Raw genomic sequence first — 14718 nt, 5'->3', positions numbered from 1 at the left:
CTGCTGGTTTGGCAGCTGCAGTTTTAGCGGCTGGCTTGGCTGCTGGTTTGGCGGCAGCGGTTCTAGCAGCTGGCTTGGCTGCTGGTTTGGCAGCTGCAGTTTTAGCAACTGGCTTGGCAGCAGCGGTTTTGGCAGCGGGCTTGGCTGCAACTTTTGCGGGTGTACGAGCCCCCAGCGCTTTAGCTACGGCTTCCTTCACACGACCAACGCCTTGGGCCAGCTTCAGGCTTTCTTGAGCGTCTTTTTTGAGTTGGGAAATGTAGCTGCGGGTTTCAGCTTGACGATCCTTGAGGGCATCCAGCAGGTCCTCAAGTTCTTTGACAGCGCCCTTGGCTTTGGCTTGCGCCTTGGACTTGCCGGCAGTAGCGGCGTCTTGCAGTTTGGTACGGGACTTGTGCAGCTTTTCTTGCGCTTTACCGCGTTGTTTTTCCAGTTTGGCGAGCAGTTTTTCTGCATCGGCCAACGCCTGGGAACATGCGCTTTCCAGATGTTCGAGCAAGCTGCCCGAAAGTTGTTGGAGCAAGTGCAACGGGGTATTTACAGGCTTCTGTTTGGCCGACATGGTTTACCTCCTGGCTGACGTGGGTGCGGCTCATACTAGCCCTCTGCTCTTACCGCCGCTAGCGCATGTTGACAGTATCGTTGGGCTTGCGTTGCACGGTACGAAAATTCTTATCGATATAACGCAAATGCTCACCAGTTTTTACTCACTCACACTGGCATAATCCGTCGCACTTTCGCCGGGAGAATGTCCATGTCGCGTTATCTTTTTCTAGTGCTTGGCTTGGCGATCTTCGTGGCCGATGCGAGCGAGCAATCGCCGTCAAAAAACACTGCCACAGAGGCGCATGATCTAGCCTATAGCTTGGGCGCAAGCCTCGGCGAACGGTTGCGCCAGGAAGTCCCCGACCTGCAGATCCAGGCCCTGCTCGACGGCCTCAACCAAGCCTATCAAGGCAAGCCGCTGGCGCTCGACAACGCGCGCATCGAACAGATTCTCGCGCAGCACGAAGCGCAAAACGCCGCCAACGCCCAGCTACCTCAAAGCGAAAAAGCCCTCGCCGCCGAACAGCAATTTCTAACTCGGGAAAAAGCCGCCAGTGGTGTTCGTGAATTGGCAAATGGGATTCTGCTCACCGAGCTGGCACCGGGCACTGGCAACAAGCCGTTAGCCAGCGATAAAGTGCAGGTGAAATACGTGGGCCGACTGCCTGACGGAACTGTCTTCGACAAAAGTACGCAACCGCAATGGTTTCGCCTGAACAGCGTGATCAACGGTTGGAACAGTGCATTGCAACAGATGCCGGTGGGTGCGAAATGGCGTCTGGTGATTCCTTCAGCCCAGGCCTATGGCGCAGACGGCGCAGGTGAGTTGATCCCGCCCTATACACCGCTGGTGTTCGAGATAGAACTGCTCGGCACTCGCCACTGACCCATAAAAAACGGTGCGACATGCGCACCGTTTTTTATCTCCCTACCAAGCTTCAGACTTGGGTGGCAGCCTCTTCCTTATGGGCGTTGTGCAGCACTTCGATCAAGCAGTCTTCCAGCTCGAAACGTTCATGCAGCAGCGCGCCCAGTTCTTTGAATTTTTCCGCTACGCATTTCCCTGCGTCACACAGGTCGGTGAACGCCAGCAGTTTTTCCGTGATCACATCGATGCGCGGGTAAATAGTCTCTGCCAGGTCGAGGCCACGCTGGTCGTCGAAGGCTTGCGCCTCTTTGGTCAGTTGCTCGTAGACGCCGAAATGGCCTGCCGATACGTAGTCAACCAGTACCCCACAGAAATCCTGCAATGGCTCGCGATTCTCACCCAATGCTTCGGGCTTGGCACCGAGAGCATCAAAGGCCCGAACCAGTTCGTGGCGTGCCTTCAGCCAGCTGTCGATCAGCTTGTGCACCCCACCCCAACGTTCCTGAGCATTCTGACAACTTTCCAGCATGATGATCTCTCTTCCCTATAGGGGCGCTGCTGCTCTGTACCTGCGCAACACTTGAAGGATTAAGCAGCAGTCGAACAAAGCCGCGTCTGACAAATGGTTTGGATACGCGTGCGGGCCAGATTATGCCCGCAGGACTATGGCTTCAAGGTACGCAGGAGAGAATGTTCATACAAGTGTTTAATCCCCTCCTACAACGCGCGTCCCGTTTTCATGACGTTGTGATGCGCAAATGCTTACTGAACAACAGCCGCGAGCATTGCATGACACCCAGGATCAACATCGCCACAAAGAACAACAGGCTCCACTCCGGCAGGCTCAGGTCAAATAGCGTCCAGTTGATTTCAACGCAATCGACAGTCCCGTTGAACACTGACCGCGCCGCCTGCCAGAACGACAGGTTTTCGATCATGTAGTGCAGGCTGGGCCAGCAATCCCGGCCCGCACCTGACGGAATATTCTGCAATAGCACTTGGCGCCCGGCAGTGATGGCACCCAATAATGCACACACGGTGCTCGCCAGCCCATACAGGCAAAGGCCGGAACGCCCGGGATTATGAAGGGCGGCCATCAGGTTGATCAGCGCAAAAGTGGCCAGAAGCAGACGTTGTACCTGGCACAGAAAGCAAGGCTGTAGCAACGCGCCGTATTCCAGATAGAAGGACGCGCCCAACGTCAGCGCACCCGCCATGAACGCCAGCAAAAACAAGGAGCGTAAAGGGGCCAAAGACATTGTTTATCCGCACTGCAAGAGATAGGTCGCTACGGTAGAGGAAAGGCCCGACCCCTTTCAAGACGCCCCGGAGCAGACAATTCCGCGAAGAAGCAAGGACATTCCGCCAAGGCATGGCGGAAATCCAGTTACAACAAGTAGGAATTAGTCATCACGTCAGTTATACCGAGTGTTTATTGGGGTTTTAAGGATCGGGTGTCGGATAGATCCGAGCCAATCCATTCACCCTTTCCTACTTCACATACGCGCGGGTACTGGCAGAGGCGAGGACAACAGACGATTGTCGAGCAGCCCCAGACCTTCCTGAAACAGCTGGTTGCTGCGCTCGGTGTCGCCCAGTTGGGCCAGTAGGCGGGCCAATTCGGCACAGGCTTCGGGGTTGCGCTGAACTTGCAGGCTGCTTTCCAGATAGTCCCGCGCCTTGCCCCACAGGCTGTTTTGCAGGCACAGACGGCCAAGCGTCAGCAGCAAGCTGGCATCGCCCGGATGGTCCTTGAGCCAGCCTTCGGCAAACTTCAACTGGCGCGCCGGGTCACTGCCACGCAACAGGCCATACAGCCGAATCAGATGGCTGTCATAGTCGCGCTTGAGGGCACCACGCAGCACTTCCTCGGCCTTTGCATCCGCGCCTAGCCGACGCAGCTGGTCGGCATAGGCCAGCACCAATTGTGGCTGCTGGCGCTGGGCCGAAGTCAGTTGCTCCCAGGCACGCTCCAGAGACTGCAAGCCCGCCTCGCCCTGCTCCTCACGCTGGGCAGCCAGGCTCAGGTTTTCGCCCCAGGCACGACGTTCCAGCTCGGCCAGCTCACTGGCGGGCAAGACTTTGTCCTTGCGCAGCTCAGGCAGCAGGCGAATCACCGACGACCAATCGCCACGCTGCTGATGCAGGCGCTGTAGCTGCCTGAGTACCTGCGCGTTATGCGGGTGACGCTCGTGCATCGCCTGAAGCGTAACCAGGGCGCCTTCAGTATCGCCGCGGTCCATCTGCAGTTGCGCATGGCTCAGGGCTACGGCCAATTCCGCCTGGGGCTGGCGCTCCAGGGCGCGCTCCAGCAAGCCGTCGGACTCCTCATAGCGGCCCTGCTCATTGGCCGCACGGGCAGCACCGATGTAATAGAGCAGCGGCTGACGCTCTGCTTCGGCAGCACGGTGCAAGTGGCGCTCGGCACTGGCCCAGCGGCCCTCGGCAAGGTCCATCTGGCCTTGCTCGATCGCGATCTGCACACGGCGGCTGCGGTTGCGTCGCGACCATGGATTGACCACGCCACCGGAGGTGGTGATCAGGCTCAGCAACACACGGACCAGGTAGATCGCCAGGCCGATGGCAAACACCGCCACCAGGGTAGCCCACAGGCTTGACTCGTAATGCAGCAAATGCGGATAGGTAATCAGCACGTAGCCGGTGTGTTTCGAAATACCCACGGCCAGTGCGAGGGCGACTGCAATCGCCAGCACCAGGATCACATAGAAACGCTTCATCAGCTCTACTCCTGGGTCGCCGATTTGCCGGCCGCGGCCTTGGCTTCGTCGGCAGACAGATGACGACGTTCAAGGTAAGCCTGCACGGCGGCCAGGCTCGCAGCCAGGTCCGGCGTCACCACCGACACGGCCTTGGGCTCAAGTTCAGCGATACGCGCCAGCATCGCCTTGCTCTGCGGGTTGTCCTGATTGAAGTTGTCTTGCAATACGCTGCGCGCTTCGCCCAGCGAGCGGCTGTATACCGCCGACTCGCCGTTGAGCGCGGCCCACTGCGCCTGCTCCAGCGCCAGGCTCAAGGCCAGGCGCACTTGGTTCAAACCCTGGCCTGCCAACAATGGCCGGATATTGTCATCCGGGTTGAAGTCGATGCGGAAATAGCGGGAAATCTGTTCCCACCACTGGCTCAACTGGTTCTGCGTATCGCTGGTGGGGCGCCCTTGGGAAGCAGGTTCCGTAAGCTGATACTCCGGGGCAATCGCCGCCAGTTGCACGACCTGGTCACGCAAGGCCGCCAATTGCAGGTACAGGCCGGTGCGGTCTGGTTGCTCAGTGCTGCGCAATGCGGCAAGGCTCTTGGCCAGTTGCTCACGGGCGGTGAAAGCCCCTGGGTCGCTCTGCTCGCGAAGAATCTCGTCGGCGCCCTGGACCAGCGACTGCGCACTGTTGATGTCTTGCAAGGCAGACAAACGCAAACTGGCCAGACGGATCAGATGCTCCGCCTCGGCCAGGCGCCAATCCTTGCGGCTGGCGCCCAACACCGTTTCGAGGCGCTGGCTCAGGCGTTGCTGATCGCCCTGCAACTGGGCAACCAGGCGGCGGCGCTCTTCCAGCTCGTCCGCACCCGGCAATTGCGCCAGACGGGCGGCCAACTGTTGCTGGCTTTGCTTGAGGCTCTGGGATTGGTCATCCAGGGTCTGCACTTGGCTCAATTGATGTTGGCTGCTGGCTTGGAGGGCGCGGACCTGCCAGATCCCCCAGCCGCCAGCAGCTACGCCAGCAGCCCCTAGCAGCAAGGCGACGACCGCCAGGCCATTGCCACGGCGCGGCGCGGTGACCGGTGTCTCGACCGGCGCATCAAGCGCGGGCTGAGCTTCATCTTTAGGCAAGGCTGTTTCGCTCACGTATCCGTCCTTTGCGTATCAGAGAGTGGGAACGGGATAGCTCCCCAACGCCACTAACAAAGCCGCGGCACTCGCGCCGCGACAATCCACAACTTTTTTTGCGCCAGCAGCCCGCGCCATCTCATAGACGCGCGGGCTGGGCACGAACAACGGCAGCTGTGCCACCTGTGGCCAATCGGTGCCCGCCAGGGCCTGCAGGTGTAAAAAACCCTGCCCACTGCTGACCACCAGGCCGTTCAAGCGTTCAAACCGGATGCGTTGCATCAGCGCACCCGTCTCGTAGACTGGGAGAAAACGCCGATACAATTCCAGATAGTCGACACTAGCACCTTGCTCGCGCAAACGCTCTGCCAGCAACTCGCGACCGCCCTGGCCACGCAGGATCAGCACCTTGGCGCCCGGCCGTGCAATAGCCTCGCGCAATGCAGGCAATTGAAGCAAGGCCTCGCTGTCATCGCCAGTGGCGGGATAATGAACGTCGAGGCCATGACCGGCGAGGATCTGCGCCGTCGCCGCACCGACGCTGAACCACGGCATTGGCGGCACGGCATTCCCCAACCGTTGCAGCGCCAGGCGCGCGGCCGGCTTGCTCACAACAATGACCGCGCAATAACGCTGCAACGCGTCAAACACCGCTTGTTGCTCAGCCGTGACCGCTAACGCTTGCGTCTCCAGCAACGGCAGACAGCTGCTGTATATACCGGCCTGGGACAATAAAGCCGCCAGGGCTGTCGACTCCTCGGCAGGCCGCGTCAGCAGCACTCGCCAGTCGGTCACTGCGGACCGGCCTCGCCATAGACTTTTTGCAAAATGGCACCGGCGCCTTTGTCCAGCAACTCCTTGGCAACCTGAATCCCCAAGGCCGTGGCATCTCGTTGCGGCCCACGCACCTGGGCGGTCAGCAGGGTACCGCCATCCGGATCCCCCACCAGGCCACGCAGCCACAGGCTCTCACCTTCGAGTACGGCATAGCAGGCGATGGGGACTTGGCAGCCGCCATTGAGGTGTTTGTTCAGGGCGCGCTCGGCGGTCACACGAACTTCGGTATCGGCGTGATCGAGGGGCTTGAGCAGTGCGTGGATTTCGCTGTCGACGGTCCGACATTCGATGCCGACTGCGCCCTGCCCGCCGGCGGGCAGGCTGTCTTCGACGCTGATGGCCGATGTGATGCGATCTTCGAAGCCCAAGCGGATCAAGCCGGCGGCGGCAAGAATGATCGCGTCATATTCGCCGGCATCCAGCTTGGCCAGGCGCGTATTGACGTTGCCGCGCAAAAAGCGAATCTGCAAGTCGGGCCGACGTGTCAACAACTGAGCCTGGCGACGCAGGCTGGAGGTGCCGACGATGCTGCCCAGCGGCAAGTCATCCAGGGACGCGTAGGTATTGGAAACAAAGGCATCACGCGGATCTTCGCGCTCGCAGATGCAAAAAAGGCCCAGGCCTTCAGGGAAGTCCATGGGCACGTCTTTCATCGAATGCACAGCGATGTCGGCTTCGTTTTCCAGCAGCGCAGTTTCCAGCTCCTTGACGAAAAGACCCTTGCCGCCGATTTTCGACAGGGGTGAGTCCAGCAGCTTGTCGCCGCGACTGACCATGGGCACCAGGGATACCTTGAGGCCCGGATGAGCCTGCTCAAGGCGTGCTTTGACGTATTCGGCCTGCCACAAGGCCAAGGCGCTTTTACGGGTGGCGATGCGGATTTCGCGAGAGGACATGGATCAATCCGTACTGAATAGATACGGCGGATAATAACAGCTCAGGCAAATACGCTTTGATTTGAATCAGCAAGTGCGGGGCCTCCCTGGCCACATCGCACCGGGATAAGGAAGGCAGACCGCGCCCCAGCCCTTGGGCTAAAGCTGCTGCATCATCTTGCGCACGCCGGCGACATGGCGTCGGCTGACGATCAACGCATCGCCATTGAGCCCCTTCAGGAAGAGCTGAAAGTGCCCCAGGGGTGTGCGCTGCAAGCGCTCAATACGTTCGCGGGCTACCAGCGCGTTGCGATGGATACGCACAAAACGGTCGCCGAATTCATCCTCAAGAGCCTTGAGCGGCTCATCCAGCAGCACTTCGCCGGTTTCATGGCGCAGGGTCACGTACTTGTGATCGGCAATAAAGTAGACCACCTGGTTGAGCGGGATCAGCTCGATGCCTTTGCGGGTGCGCGCACTGATGTGGCTGCGTGGCCCGTTACCACTTTGGGCCGCAGGCTGGGTCAGTGCGGCAAGTTGGGCACGGCTGGGACGCTCGGCTTTTTTCAAGGCTTTGAGCAAGGCCTCGGCGGTGACCGGCTTGACGAGAAAACTGACACCGCTGTCTTCCAGCGTCTGTGCAGAGAACTCTTCCTGGGCCGCGCACAACACCACGGCAGGTGGCGATTCGCGTTCGCTCAGGCGGGCAGCGACTTGCAGGCCATCAAAGCCCGGCATACGGATATCGAGCAGCACCACATCCGGCTTGAGGCTGTCGATCAGCGTCAACGCCTCCTCACCGCTGGTGGCACTCGGTTCAAGGACTGTATAACCCTCGAGTTCACTGACAAGACGGCTCAGTCGCTCGCGGGCTTGGGGTTCGTCATCAACGATCAGGACATTCATATTGCGCTGGATTCCTGCGTGAGTCTCGCACAAGGATAGCGTAGACAGGTGCGGTGACTTGCGTCACAGCGATCCACGCTAAGACTAGCGCGAGCGGCAAAAAGTGCCCTGAGAGCGGCACCCAAATTTACCCGGACCTGTTCAATAGCGCCCAAGACCTGCTGCCTTCGGGCATCGTCGTAGGGTTCACTGATACACAATCCGAATACCCCCCTGTTTAATGGATAGTCTGGTTATGACCGCATCACCAGGCTTTGGTGCATTCACACACTAGCAGTCCAACTGTAGACGCTCACTGAGACGATATTGCTCAATCGTCAAATATCGTTTCAATAAGTACGTATCTCCAGTCTCGTCCCGGATGCGTTCGGCGGCAAGGCACTTAGCCATCTACGACACAAATAAAATTGCCGATCACCCGCGGCACCGCCTTCACGGGCAACCCTGTTATTATCGCCGGTACACCTTCATGCCTCTTTCAAGCAGATCACGAGCGAATCCATGAGCACCGACAAGACCAACCAGTCCTGGGGCGGCCGCTTCAGTGAACCCGTCGACGCCTTCGTCGCGCGCTTCACCGCCTCCGTCACCTTCGACCAGCGCCTGTACCGCCACGACATCATGGGCTCCATCGCCCATGCCACGATGCTGGCCAAGGTCGGCGTGCTGACCGACGCCGAGCGTGACAGCATCATCGACGGCCTGACCACCATCCGCGGTGAAATCGAGGCAGGCACGTTCGACTGGCGCGTCGATCTGGAAGACGTGCACATGAACATCGAGGCACGCCTGACCGATCGCATCGGCGTGACCGGCAAGAAACTGCACACCGGCCGCAGCCGTAACGATCAGGTAGCCACCGATATTCGCCTGTGGCTGCGCGATGAAATCGACCTGATCCTGGCCGAAATCACCCGCCTGCAAAAAGGTCTGCTGGAGCAGGCCGAGCGTGAATCGGACACCATCATGCCCGGCTTCACTCACTTGCAGACCGCACAGCCAGTGACCTTCGGCCACCATCTGCTGGCCTGGTTCGAAATGCTCAGTCGCGATTACGAGCGCCTGGTCGATTGCCGCAAGCGCGCCAACCGTATGCCGTTGGGCAGCGCTGCGCTGGCTGGCACCACCTACCCGATCGACCGCGAGTACACCGCACAACTGCTGGGCTTTGACGCCGTGGGCGGCAACTCCCTGGACGGCGTTTCGGACCGGGACTTCGCCATCGAATTCTGCGCCGCTGCCAGCATCGCGATGATGCACCTGTCGCGCTTCTCCGAAGAGCTGGTGCTATGGACCAGCGCCCAATTCCAGTTCATCGACCTGCCGGACCGCTTCTGCACCGGCAGCTCGATCATGCCGCAAAAGAAAAACCCTGACGTGCCTGAGTTGGTGCGCGGCAAGAGCGGCCGTGTATTCGGCGCGCTGATGGGCCTGTTGACCCTGATGAAAGGCCAACCACTGGCCTACAACAAGGACAACCAGGAAGACAAGGAACCGCTGTTCGACGCCGCGGACACCCTGCGTGATTCGCTGCGCGCCTTTGCCGACATGATCCCCGCGATCAAGCCCAAACACGCGATCATGCGTGAAGCAGCCCTGCGGGGTTTCTCCACGGCAACCGACCTGGCGGACTACCTGGTGCGCCGTGGCCTGCCGTTCCGTGACTGCCACGAAATCGTCGGCCACGCGGTGAAATACGGGGTGGACACCGGCAAGGACCTGGCGGAAATGAGCCTGGAAGAACTGCGCCAGTTCAGCGACCAGATCGAACAGGATGTGTTTGCCGTGCTGACCCTGGAAGGCTCGGTAAATGCCCGCAACCATGTGGGCGGCACTGCGCCGGCACAGGTCAAGGCAGCGGTCGTGCGCGGCAAAGAATTGCTCGCCAGCCGCTAAAACTGTGGGAGGGGGCTTGCTCCCGATGGCGGTGGGTCAGCTAAGATTTTCTTACCTGATACACCACCATCGGGAGCAAGCCCCCTCCCACATTTGCTCACCTTTTGGCCGCAATCATCGCCATGAATGCAGGCATCGCCGCCTGCCTGTCCGCCTCGACCTTCTGCGCGTTGGGCATTTCATTCAGGCGCCCCAACAAGGCCTTCACCTGCGGCAACTGCGCCAGCAGGTCCAGCCCGAACAGCTTCTCGCCCACGCCGCACGCCAGGTTCAGGCTGTACATGAAATACAAATCCGCAATGGTGAAGTTCTCCCCAGCCACATAAGGCGCGAACTTACCGTGCCGACCTAACGTACCGATCCCAAGCAGCAGCTCGGCCCTGGATTTCTCCTTGATCGCCTCCGGCACCGTCATGCCGAAAAAAGCCTCGGCGAAACACGCTCGCGCAGGCAGTTCGATGTAGAGCTCGATTTCACGGCACAGCGCCAGCACCTGAGCCCGTTGAAAAGGGTCGGCCGGCAGCAATGAAGGGCCTTCCTGAGTGTGTTCGATGTACTCCAGAATCACGCTGGTTTCATTGATAAACCCTTGCTTGACGCCCAGCACCGGCACTTTGCCTCGCGGGCTCACCGCCAAGGCTTCGGGGGTCTGGCCTGCATAGAAAGGCACCTCCTCGAAAGCCAGCCCTTTCTCCAGAAGTGCAAGCTTGACCATGTTGTAGTAGTTACTGACTGAAAATCCGTAGAGCTTGAGCATTGCAGATGCCTCCAGGCCGGGTGTGGGGTTGGCTGCAAGAGTTATAGTTCCAGGCGCCCGGCCTGACCAGCAGCATCACCTGCCTGAATGGCGGTAGACTGGCACCCTTTCCTTGAGGAGCCTGCCATGAGCGAGCCGACCGATATCGACAATGACGAAGAAGAATTCACCGAAACCACGCTGATCGAAGCCATCGAAAACCAGATCGAAAGCGACAACCCGCCAGCGGCCAAGGCAACGTTCAACAAACTGACCCTGGTGGGCTACGAGCGCGACGACATCCTGAATCTGATGGCTCACGTGCTGGCCTTCGAGATTGATACCATGCTGGACGAAGACCGCGCATTCGATACCCAATGGTATGAAACAGCGCTGCGAGCATTGCCGGAGTTGCCGCCTGAAAAGGAATAATCCCAGTACGCAGCAACACGCTGGACAGTTCGGCAAAGTGCGTTCACCTTATGGCCTGCTAGCCTCTAATAAATTTTAGAAAGTCTGGAGTCCTTATGTCGTATACCCCTGAGTTGGTTGCCGAACTGGAAATCCTTGTACTCTTCCCCTTGGACAGCACCAAGGAGGGCTTGAAAGTCCATCAGACCGCCGCTCCTACCGCCATCGCCGCTGCCAAGCGCCTCCATGCGAAAGGACTGATCGATCAGCCGGACGGGGGCTACCTGACGAGCCTTGGCCGGGATGCTGCAGAGCAGGCTCAAACCCTGCTGACCATTCTGACCACTGCCAGCACCAAAGAAGCTGCCTGACACCTGATCCCGCCCATGGGGTCCGCCCGTTGCGGACTCCGAGGGCGCTGTTGTGTGGCGCAAAAATTCTGACGCCAAAAAGCCACTTCCCTCTAAAACTCCTACGCTACTGTCTGTAGACTCCTGCATGGCTGCCCACGTCGGGCCCAGCGAGCCACCGAGTTCGACATGACCCGCACCCACGAAATCCGCCCCGATCTGGACGAAGGCATCGACCGCAAGGTGCTGACCCAGTTGCGCGCGCGTTTCATGGCCCTCAATGAGGGCCGCATGGCCCGGGCTGTCGAGGGGCTGACACCACGCCAACAAGGCGTATTGACCTTGTTGCCGCTGTTTTTCCACGTCAATCACCCGCTGTTGCCGGGCTATGTCTCCAGCAGCACCCCGGCGGGGCTGTCGAATTTCGAACCTGACGCCCAGGCCCTGGCCGAAGCCCAACGCCTGACCCGCTCGTTCTCCTATAAACCGCGCCATGGCAACCCGCCCCGCCCCATCCACGGCCTGTTCCTGATGGGCAGCCTCGGCACGCTGGCCCAGGCCGATCAAAGCGATATGGACGTGTGGGTGTGCCACGCCCCCGACCTGGACGAAAGCGAACTGGCAGAGCTGCGCAAGAAGTGCCAACTGCTGGAAGCCTGGGCCTTGAGCATGGGCGCCGAGGCGCATTTTTTCCTGATCGAACCTACGCGCTTTGTCCTGGGTGAACGCGATACGCAACTAAGCTCCGACGATTGCGGTACTACCCAGCACTACCTGCTGCTGGACGAGTTCTACCGCACAGCCATCTGGCTGGCCGGGCGCACGCCGATCTGGTGGCTGGTGCCGGTCTACGAAGAAAAGCGCTACGCCGAATTTACCCACGCCCTGATTTCCAAGCGGTTTATCCGCGCCGATGAAACCCTCGACCTGGGTCACCTGGCCCATATCCCGCCGGGCGAGTTCATAGGTGCCGGGCTGTGGCAATTGTTCAAGGGCATCGAGTCCCCGTACAAATCGGTGCTCAAGCTGCTGCTGACCGAGGTCTACGCCAGCGAACATCCGCACGTGCAATGCCTGAGCCTGCGTTTTAAACGGGCGGTGTTCGCCAATCAGGTCGATCTGGATGAGCTGGACCCTTACATCATGGTCTACCGCCGCATCGAGGAGTACCTCAAGGCCCGCAACGAGCCGGATCGTCTGGAACTGGTACGACGCAGCCTGTACCTGAAGATCAACCGCAAGCTCAGCGCCGGCCAGCGCACCGCCACTTGGCAGCGACTGCTGCTGGAACGCCTGGCCCAGGAATGGGGTTGGGACCAGCGCCAACTGGCCCTGCTGGACAGTCGCAGCCAGTGGAAAGTGCGTCAGGTTGCTTCCGAGCGCCGCGCCCTGGTCAATGAACTGAACTACAGCTACCGTTTCCTCACCCAGTTCGCCCGCAGCGAACAGACTGCCAGCCTGATCAACAAACGCGACCTCAATGTACTGGGCCGGCGCCTCTATGCGGCGTTCGAACGCAAGGCCGGCAAGGTTGAGTTCATTAACCCAGGCATCGCCCCGGACCTGGCCGAAGACACCCTGACCCTGGTGCAGTCTCCCAACCGCAAGGAGCCGGGCCAGCACCATTGGGGTTTGTATAACGGCAACCTGACAGCCTTGGAATGGGAGCACTTCGCGCCGATCAAACGCAGCCGGGACCTGCTGGAAATGCTCACCTGGTGCCATCGCAACGGCGTGATCGACAGCAGTACCCGCCTGGCGCTGCACCCCGGTGTCAGCGACATGACCGAGTTCGAGTTGTTCAACCTGCTGGGCAGCCTGCAACAGACCATCGCCCTGCCCCTGGCCAGTGTCGATGAGAGCCGCTTGCTGCGCCCGGCAGTGCCCGAAGAGGTGCTGTTGCTGATCAACGTCGGGGTTGACCCGCTCAAGCATCATCGCGACCTGAATATCCTGATGACCACCGAGCGCACCGACTCCCTGAGCTACGCCGGTGTACGCGAAAACCTGGTGCTGACCCTGGACCAGGTCATGCTCAACAGCTGGAACGAGGTAATGGTCAGCCGCTACGACGGGCCCCACGCCCTGCTCGACTGCCTGCGCGACTACCTCAACCAACTACCGCCGGGGCATCTGCCACGGCTGCGGGTGCGCTGCTTCTGTCACAACCGTGCGCAGTTCATTGCCCAGCGTGTAGAAGAGGTGTTCGACACCGCACAACACCTGCTGCTTGGCCAAGGCAATCATCGTTACCTGTTGCAGGTGCAACAGCATTATCACGTCATGGAACTGACACCGGGCCAGGCCAATCATGTGTCACTGCCAACCCAGGACGCGCTGATTGCCTACCTCAGCGAGGAACTGGCCAGCTACAGCCCTTGGCACCTTGACGTCATGGCCCTGGAAGACCATGACCTGGCGCTGCTCCTGCCTATGGGCCAGGCCGACTGCGTGCAAGTGTTCTATCGAGTCAATGAACACTTCGCCCAGCTGTATGTACTCGACGAATTCAACGCGCTTTGGCAGCAGCGCTTACCGTTTCATGATGAACAAAGCTTGCTGGCACCGCTGCAACGCTTCCTGCAATCGATCCTCTATCGCCGCCAAGCGCTGTCGTCCCTGGATGCCCGACAGCCCCTGAGTGAAGTGCACACCTTGTACTATCAGTTATTGCCATCGGGCAGCAGCCGCGCGCGCGGCGTAGAGCCACGACCGGCGCCGCAAACCCCTGCCAACAAGCCGTTTTATGACGTGCAGGCAATTATCGGCAAAGGCGCGCCTGGCCAGGTAGGGATCACCCTTTACTGCAATCAGCGGGAATTTTGCGAACTGGAATTTGGCGACCAACTGTTTGCCGTGGTCGCCCGGGAGATCGTCGGGCAACGCCGGGAAACCGAACGTTACCGTTGCTACATCACTGATCTGGACTTGTCAGGACTGCTCGGTGATGTGCAAAGCCCGAGCAATTTGTACCTGCGCTACAAAGCCGAACTGGAACAGTCCCTCAATGCCGCACTGGGCCAGATTTAGAGCGAGAAAGCCCCGCCATCCTTGGGCTGGCCTTCGACACTGAGCAATTCCAGCTTGAGCGTTTTGCCACCCGGTGCAGGCCAGTCGATATGCTGGCCCACTTGCAGCCCCAGCAAAGCACTGCCTACCGGAGCCAGGATCGAGATCTTGCCTTCGTCGGCGTTCGCGTCCTTGGGGTAGACCAGCGTCAGGTGATAGTCCTTGCCACTGCTTTGCTCACGGCAATGCACGCTGGAGTTCATGGTCACGACACCCGCAGTCACTTCATCGTGACCGACCACGTCTTCGGCGCGGTCGAGTTCGGCTTGCAACGCTTCGACGCCGGGAAACTCGTCGCCCAAGCGGTCGATCAGTTGCTCAAGACGCTGCACGTCAAGACGGGTAAGAATGATGGAAGGTGCGGTCATGATTCAGGCAGACTC

Annotated in this window: 15 protein-coding genes; 5 read left to right on the top strand and 10 right to left on the bottom strand. The window is 59.8% G+C overall.

The window, feature by feature from the left end; all coding sequences use genetic code 11:
* The coding region (locus tag E4P01_RS03705; protein ID WP_248129892.1) for an AlgP family protein at positions 1–562 on the bottom strand (562 nt) is incomplete at its 3' end.
* A gap of 192 nt (positions 563–754) precedes the next feature.
* Between E4P01_RS03705 and E4P01_RS03700 the strand changes: the two genes are divergently transcribed.
* On the top strand, positions 755–1432 hold the full coding sequence (locus tag E4P01_RS03700; RefSeq protein ID WP_216090471.1) for an FKBP-type peptidyl-prolyl cis-trans isomerase: 678 nt from the start codon (positions 755–757) through the stop codon (positions 1430–1432).
* A 52-nt stretch (positions 1433–1484) separates the two neighbouring features.
* Here the strand turns inward: E4P01_RS03700 and E4P01_RS03695 are convergent, their stop codons facing one another.
* From E4P01_RS03695 to E4P01_RS03665, 7 genes are all read right to left on the bottom strand, one after another.
* Positions 1485–1943, bottom strand: a complete 459-nt coding sequence (locus E4P01_RS03695) for an Rsd/AlgQ family anti-sigma factor (protein ID WP_078822615.1) — start codon at positions 1941–1943, stop codon at positions 1485–1487.
* Positions 1944–2151: 208 nt separating this feature from the next.
* On the bottom strand, positions 2152–2673 hold the full coding sequence (locus tag E4P01_RS03690; protein ID WP_078822616.1) for a disulfide bond formation protein B: 522 nt from the start codon (positions 2671–2673) through the stop codon (positions 2152–2154).
* A gap of 237 nt (positions 2674–2910) precedes the next feature.
* Complete coding sequence (locus E4P01_RS03685; protein ID WP_216090472.1) at positions 2911–4152, bottom strand: heme biosynthesis protein HemY; 1242 nt, start codon at positions 4150–4152, stop codon at positions 2911–2913.
* Positions 4153–4157: 5 nt separating this feature from the next.
* Entirely contained in the window at positions 4158–5273 is a 1116-nt protein-coding gene (locus E4P01_RS03680) for a uroporphyrinogen-III C-methyltransferase (protein ID WP_248089215.1), read from the bottom strand.
* An 18-nt stretch (positions 5274–5291) separates the two neighbouring features.
* A complete protein-coding gene (locus tag E4P01_RS03675) occupies positions 5292–6050 on the bottom strand; it encodes a uroporphyrinogen-III synthase (RefSeq protein ID WP_248129891.1) in 759 nt (252 codons plus the stop codon).
* Positions 6047–6988, bottom strand: a complete 942-nt coding sequence (hemC, locus tag E4P01_RS03670; RefSeq protein ID WP_216090473.1) for a hydroxymethylbilane synthase — start codon at positions 6986–6988, stop codon at positions 6047–6049. Before hemC ends, E4P01_RS03675 begins: the two co-directional genes overlap by 4 nt.
* A 138-nt stretch (positions 6989–7126) precedes the next feature.
* A complete protein-coding gene (locus E4P01_RS03665) occupies positions 7127–7873 on the bottom strand; it encodes a LytTR family DNA-binding domain-containing protein (RefSeq protein WP_078822617.1) in 747 nt (248 codons plus the stop codon).
* 501 nt (positions 7874–8374) lie between these two features.
* Between E4P01_RS03665 and argH the strand changes: the two genes are divergently transcribed.
* Complete coding sequence (gene argH / locus E4P01_RS03660) at positions 8375–9769, top strand: argininosuccinate lyase (protein WP_005792438.1); 1395 nt, start codon at positions 8375–8377, stop codon at positions 9767–9769.
* A 97-nt stretch (positions 9770–9866) separates the two neighbouring features.
* On the opposite strand, the gene E4P01_RS03655 is transcribed toward argH, so the two are convergent.
* The gene (locus E4P01_RS03655; RefSeq protein ID WP_032878779.1) at positions 9867–10526 is read right to left on the bottom strand and encodes a glutathione S-transferase; all 660 of its coding nucleotides are present in this window, start codon (positions 10524–10526) and stop codon (positions 9867–9869) included.
* A 126-nt stretch (positions 10527–10652) separates the two neighbouring features.
* Here E4P01_RS03655 and E4P01_RS03650 point away from each other — a divergent pair, with 126 nt between their 5' ends.
* From E4P01_RS03650 to E4P01_RS03640, 3 genes are all read left to right on the top strand, one after another.
* Entirely contained in the window at positions 10653–10937 is a 285-nt protein-coding gene (locus E4P01_RS03650) for a hypothetical protein (RefSeq protein WP_216090474.1), read from the top strand.
* A gap of 95 nt (positions 10938–11032) precedes the next feature.
* Complete coding sequence (locus E4P01_RS03645; protein ID WP_003195403.1) at positions 11033–11287, top strand: TIGR02647 family protein; 255 nt, start codon at positions 11033–11035, stop codon at positions 11285–11287.
* 168 nt (positions 11288–11455) lie between these two features.
* Positions 11456–14296: a class I adenylate cyclase gene (locus E4P01_RS03640; protein WP_078822618.1), complete on the top strand. Its 2841-nt coding sequence runs from the start codon at positions 11456–11458 to the stop codon at positions 14294–14296.
* Here E4P01_RS03640 and rnk read toward each other — a convergent pair.
* Complete coding sequence (rnk, locus tag E4P01_RS03635) at positions 14293–14703, bottom strand: nucleoside diphosphate kinase regulator (protein WP_005792442.1); 411 nt, start codon at positions 14701–14703, stop codon at positions 14293–14295. The two genes, E4P01_RS03640 and rnk, sit on opposite strands and share 4 nt — an antisense overlap.
* Between the last annotated feature and the right edge of the window lie 15 nt (positions 14704–14718).

The organism is Pseudomonas sp. NCIMB 10586 (genome assembly GCF_023127895.1).
GTDB lineage: Bacteria > Pseudomonadota > Gammaproteobacteria > Pseudomonadales > Pseudomonadaceae > Aquipseudomonas > Aquipseudomonas synxantha_A.
This window is presented reverse-complemented; position numbering and strand designations above follow the sequence as displayed.

Excerpts from the sequence above, each read along its gene's own strand:
- E4P01_RS03690 (WP_078822616.1), bottom strand. The coding sequence starts at position 2,673 with ATGTCTTTGGCCCCTTTACGCTCCTTGTTTTTGCTGGCGTTCATGGCG.
- E4P01_RS03640 (WP_078822618.1), top strand. The coding sequence starts at position 11,456 with ATGACCCGCACCCACGAAATCCGCCCCGATCTGGACGAAGGCATCGAC.
- E4P01_RS03645 (WP_003195403.1), top strand. The coding sequence starts at position 11,033 with ATGTCGTATACCCCTGAGTTGGTTGCCGAACTGGAAATCCTTGTACTC.
- E4P01_RS03650 (WP_216090474.1), top strand. The coding sequence starts at position 10,653 with ATGAGCGAGCCGACCGATATCGACAATGACGAAGAAGAATTCACCGAA.
- E4P01_RS03685 (WP_216090472.1), bottom strand. The coding sequence starts at position 4,152 with ATGAAGCGTTTCTATGTGATCCTGGTGCTGGCGATTGCAGTCGCCCTC.
- E4P01_RS03655 (WP_032878779.1), bottom strand. The coding sequence starts at position 10,526 with ATGCTCAAGCTCTACGGATTTTCAGTCAGTAACTACTACAACATGGTC.
- E4P01_RS03695 (WP_078822615.1), bottom strand. The coding sequence starts at position 1,943 with ATGCTGGAAAGTTGTCAGAATGCTCAGGAACGTTGGGGTGGGGTGCAC.
- E4P01_RS03665 (WP_078822617.1), bottom strand. The coding sequence starts at position 7,873 with ATGAATGTCCTGATCGTTGATGACGAACCCCAAGCCCGCGAGCGACTG.
- hemC (WP_216090473.1), bottom strand. The coding sequence starts at position 6,988 with ATGTCCTCTCGCGAAATCCGCATCGCCACCCGTAAAAGCGCCTTGGCC.
- rnk (WP_005792442.1), bottom strand. The coding sequence starts at position 14,703 with ATGACCGCACCTTCCATCATTCTTACCCGTCTTGACGTGCAGCGTCTT.
- E4P01_RS03700 (WP_216090471.1), top strand. The coding sequence starts at position 755 with ATGTCGCGTTATCTTTTTCTAGTGCTTGGCTTGGCGATCTTCGTGGCC.
- argH (WP_005792438.1), top strand. The coding sequence starts at position 8,375 with ATGAGCACCGACAAGACCAACCAGTCCTGGGGCGGCCGCTTCAGTGAA.